Source organism: Elstera litoralis, from assembly GCF_000963705.1.
In the GTDB taxonomy this organism is placed as follows: domain Bacteria; phylum Pseudomonadota; class Alphaproteobacteria; order Elsterales; family Elsteraceae; genus Elstera; species Elstera litoralis.
In genome coordinates this window covers 1-3,643 of sequence record NZ_LAJY01000487.1, presented here as the reverse complement: position 1 = coordinate 3,643, position 3,643 = coordinate 1, and the positions used below count along the sequence as shown (strand labels likewise).

At 60.2% G+C, this 3,643-nt stretch carries 3 protein-coding genes and 2 pseudogenes; all 5 read left to right on the top strand.

Annotated features, from left to right (window positions below):
- Positions 1 to 163 (top strand): annotated as a pseudogene (gene purH / locus VZ95_RS24340) (bifunctional phosphoribosylaminoimidazolecarboxamide formyltransferase/IMP cyclohydrolase); the annotation flags it as partial.
- Positions 164 to 424: 261 nt separating this feature from the next.
- Positions 425 to 1,438 carry a YeiH family protein gene (locus tag VZ95_RS16225; RefSeq protein WP_045776787.1) on the top strand — a complete coding sequence of 338 codons (1,014 nt, stop codon included), beginning with the start codon at positions 425 to 427 and terminating at the stop codon, positions 1,436 to 1,438.
- A 143-nt stretch (positions 1,439 to 1,581) separates the two neighbouring features.
- Positions 1,582 to 1,890, top strand: a pseudogene (locus VZ95_RS29400) (CNNM domain-containing protein); the annotation flags it as partial.
- Between the two features lie 16 nt (positions 1,891 to 1,906).
- Positions 1,907 to 2,881, top strand: coding sequence for a hemolysin family protein (locus VZ95_RS16220; RefSeq protein ID WP_052711854.1), 975 nt, complete (start codon positions 1,907 to 1,909; stop codon positions 2,879 to 2,881).
- 11 nt (positions 2,882 to 2,892) lie between these two features.
- Positions 2,893 to 3,643 (top strand): ATP-binding protein (locus VZ95_RS16215; protein WP_045776786.1); only part of this gene is annotated, 751 nt, incomplete at its 3' end.

Below are 3,643 nucleotides of genomic sequence, written 5' to 3'. Positions count from 1 at the left end.
CGCCTTTTTCCCCTTCCCCGACGGCCTCGAAGTCTGCCTGAAAGCCGGCGTTACCGCCGCCATTCAACCCGGCGGCTCCAAACGCGACGCGGAAGTGATCGCCGCTGCCGATGCTGCGGGCGCGGCAATGGTGTTCACGGGGCTTCGCCACTTCAAGCATTGATCTGTCAGGGCTTTGCCCCGACACCCCAGCCAAGGGACTTGTCCCTTGGCAATCCCATTTTCATTACTCAGCATTGATATCCCCTACCTCGCTAGGAATATTAAGGGAACACGGGTCCAGGGCCGTCGGCCCTGGTTGGGAGAGCCCGAGAGGGCGAAAGCCCTCTCGGATAACGCCACTGCCCTGCCATGTCAGCGAGCTTGACGTGACGCATCAGCGCGGTTATTCCCGCTAGGCTTCTGTGATTTTCCGAGCCGGATAATGCCGTTTTCGCTGCCCCGCCTGCGCCAACTCTTCCCCGGCTTTTTGCTGAGCCTGACGCTAGCGCTCGCGGCGAGTTTCGTTGCGGCCAGTCAGGGCGGGCCGGCGGTGCTCTATGCGCTGCTGCTCGGCATGGCGTTTAACTTCCTCTCCAGTGATGTGCGCTTTGCCGAAGGCATCGCTTTTTCGTCGCGCTCGATTTTGCGGCTTGGCGTGGCCCTCTTGGGCGGGCGGATTACGTTGGAGCAAATTTCGGCGCTGGGCTGGCATTCGTTGGTGGGGATTGCCGCCGCCGTGGTCATCACGATTGGTTTCGGGCTGGTCGCCGCGCGGGTGTTGGGACTGCGCCAGCGCTTCGGGATTCTGTCGGCGGGGGCGACCGCGATTTGCGGGGCTTCGGCGGCGGCGGCGATTTCCGCCGTGCTGCCGCGCTATCCGAACCACGAGCGCGATACCGCCTTCACCATTATCGGCGTCACGACCCTCTCCACAGTGGCGATGGTGCTCTATCCAGTGATCGCGCGGCTGTTCGGCTTCGACGCGACCGATACCGGCATTTTCCTGGGCGGCACGATCCACGATGTCGCGCAGGTGGTGGGCGCGGGCTATAGCGTGAGCCACGAGACGGGCGATACGGCGACGATCATCAAACTCTGGCGCGTGGCGCTGCTGGTGCCGACCGTCGTCGGCATCGCCCTCTTGGTGCGCCTCGTCCCGCCGGGCGAGACGATTGCCGACGCGGGCGGTTCGGCCAAAAAAGCGCCACTGGTGCCGATGTTTCTGCTCGGCTTCATCGCCATCGTCATCGCCAATAGTATCGGCCTCGTGCCGGTGCCCGTAGGGGCGTTCATGGGCGATGCCTCGCGCTGGTGCATTACGCTCTCGATTGCCGCCTTGGGGGTGAAAACCTCGCTGCAAGCCCTGTCGAAAGTCGGGGGCCGCGCCGTGGGATTGATGGTGGCCGAAACGCTTTTGCTGCTGCTGCTCGTCGCCGCCCTGTTGAAACTGGCCTGACCCTCTGGCGAAGCGCGGCCTTTCCAGTGTAGACTGGAAAAACGTGCAACTTTAGAACCGGACCCAATGTCCTCCGACAGTCCCAGGCGACCGCGCCTGATCCTCCCCTCCCATCGCGCCCCCTCTTTTGGGGAGACGCGGCGATGATTCTGAAACTTCTCTTCATTTTCGTGCTCATTCTGGTGAACGGCCTGTTCGCGATGGGCGAAATGGCGGTTGTTTCGGCGCGTAAAGCCCGGCTGCAACGCTTGGCGAAAACCAGCGCGGGCGCGCGCCGCGCCTTGGTTCTGGCCGAACGGCCGACCGATCTTCTCTCCACAGTGCAAATCGGCATTACGCTCGTGGCGATCATCACCGGGGCCTTCGGCGGCGATGCGCTGTCGGGCGATGTCGCGGCGCTCTTCGCGCAAAGCCCCGTTCTTGCGCCCTATGCCGATAGCCTTGGCTTCGGGCTGGTGGTGATCGGCATTGCCTTCGTCAGCTTGGTGCTGGGCGAGTTGGTGCCGAAAACGCCTGGGCCTCACCTACCCCGAACGGATTGCCGCCGCGCTGTCGGGCGTGCTGCTGCTGACAAGCCGCGTTGCCCGCCCCGCTATTTGGCTGCTCTCGCTCTGCACAACCCTCATCCTACGCCTGATCCCCGGCCAAGAGAGCGGGGCCGATGCGGTGAGCGACGAGGAAGTGCGCCACCTAATGCGCGAAGGCGCGGCCTCCGGCCATTTCGACGCCGCCGAACAACAGATCGTCGATCAAACCCTGCGCCTCGGCGACCGGCGCGTGTCGGCGCTGATGACGCCGCGCACGCAGCTCGAAGTCTTGGACCTCGCGCAAACGCCGGAAGATTGGCTCGCCGCCCTGCAAGCCAGCCGCTATTCGCGCTTTCCCGTTGTCGATGGCGCGCCCGATAATATCGTCGGGATAGTGCGGGTGAAGGATCTGCTGGCAAAAGCGCTGGCGGGCGGCGGGCTGGACCTGCGCTCGGCCCTGCGCCAGCCGCTCTATATCCCCGAAACCGCCCCCGCGCTGAAAGTGCTGGACCAGTTCCGCCAATCGGGCGAAGACCTTGCCCTGATCGTCGATGAATATGGCGATCTGCAAGGGCTGGTAACGCCCGCCGACCTGCTCGAAGCGCTGTTCGGCGGCGATCTCTCGGTTTCCGACCCCAATGAAGACCCGGCCTGGGTGCAGCGCGACGACGGCTCCTGGCTGATGGACGGGATGATGGCGCTGAGCCAAGTCCACGCCGTCACCGGCATCCAGGATTTCCCCGGCGCCGACGAGGCCCATGTGCAAACCTTGGGCGGCTTCATCATGTCGCAGTTGAAACGCATCCCCGAACCCGCCGACCGGGTGGCGCTCGACAGCTTCATTCTGGAAGTGATGGATATGGACGGGCGGCGGGTCGATAAGGTGCTGGTGACGAATCTAGCGGAAGCGGAATAGCGAGAGACCCCATGCTGAAAAAACTCTCCCTCAAAGGCGTCGGCCCGGCCCCCGAAATGGAGGTCGAGTTTGCGGAACGGCTGACGGTCATTACCGGCGATAATGGCCTGGGGAAGAGTTTTATTCTGGATGCGGTGTGGTTCGCGCTGACGGAAGAGGCGTTTGGGGAGGAAATACTGGTCAAAGAACCAGAGAAAAGCGAAACCGCTGAACAGAAACCATCAATAACTCTACTTTATTCTGATACAGAAGGGAAAAAATTAGAGTTCAATCGTCGCGGCTTGACATGGGCGAGCGATAAAGGAGGAAGCCGAACTGATTTTCCAAACATTGGTGGCCCTCTGATTTATCTTGGAATAGGAAATAAAATTTCTATTTATGACCCCATTCGTCCTTCAAATAAAACTGCGCTCTGTTCAATTTATGAGCTCGATGAGATTCGGAATGGCTCGCCGGAAACACCGTTTAGCATTAACAATATAAACGCAAATATTAATGGAATTTTTCTTCGAGAGAGCCGAATTAAAATTAATGGCTATCTAATTGACCTAACAAACTGGCTCTATGAGAAGCAAGAACCTTACACGCAGATACAAGAGGCTCTTAAAATACTGTCAGAAGACTCAGAAAATCCTCTTGCGATCACCCGTGCGCGCCGCATCGCCAATCTCGCACAACCTAAAACAATTCCTCACCTGAATACCGAGATGGGTGAAGTACCCGTTACACTGGCCTCAGCCGGAATTATCAAAATTCTCAGCC

Bases quoted from the DNA above. Each gene is read 5' to 3' on its own strand.
- VZ95_RS16225 (WP_045776787.1), top strand. From the start codon at position 425: ATGCCGTTTTCGCTGCCCCGCCTGCGCCAACTCTTCCCCGGCTTTTTG.